Genomic DNA, 234 nt, shown 5'->3' on the forward strand with positions numbered 1-234 from the left:
GGTGACGGTGGCGTCGTTGGCGGCGCGGTTGGGTGGGGTGTTCACGCCGGCGACAGCGGGGGATGTGGCCCGGTTGGAGGCGGGACGGTCGACGCTGGTGTACAGGCGTGATGTGAACTCGCCGCAGCATGTGGTGATGGTTCACCGGTCGGTAGGGGGCCATTGGTGGTTGGTGCAGACGCAGGCTGACGATGTCGCTGAGCGGGTGGTGCGCTTTGATCCGGTGGATGCGAA

General features: G+C 66.7%; 1 protein-coding gene. It reads left to right on the plus strand.

Features of this window, described 5'->3' with window-relative positions:
• Positions 1 to 16: 16 nt before the first annotated feature.
• The coding region (locus tag ACLQ24_RS30730) for a hypothetical protein (protein ID WP_425895214.1) at positions 17 to 234 on the plus strand (218 nt) is incomplete at its 3' end.

Source organism: Micromonospora sp. DT4 (genome assembly GCF_049841675.1).
In the GTDB taxonomy this organism is placed as follows: Bacteria; Actinomycetota; Actinomycetes; order Mycobacteriales; family Micromonosporaceae; genus Micromonospora.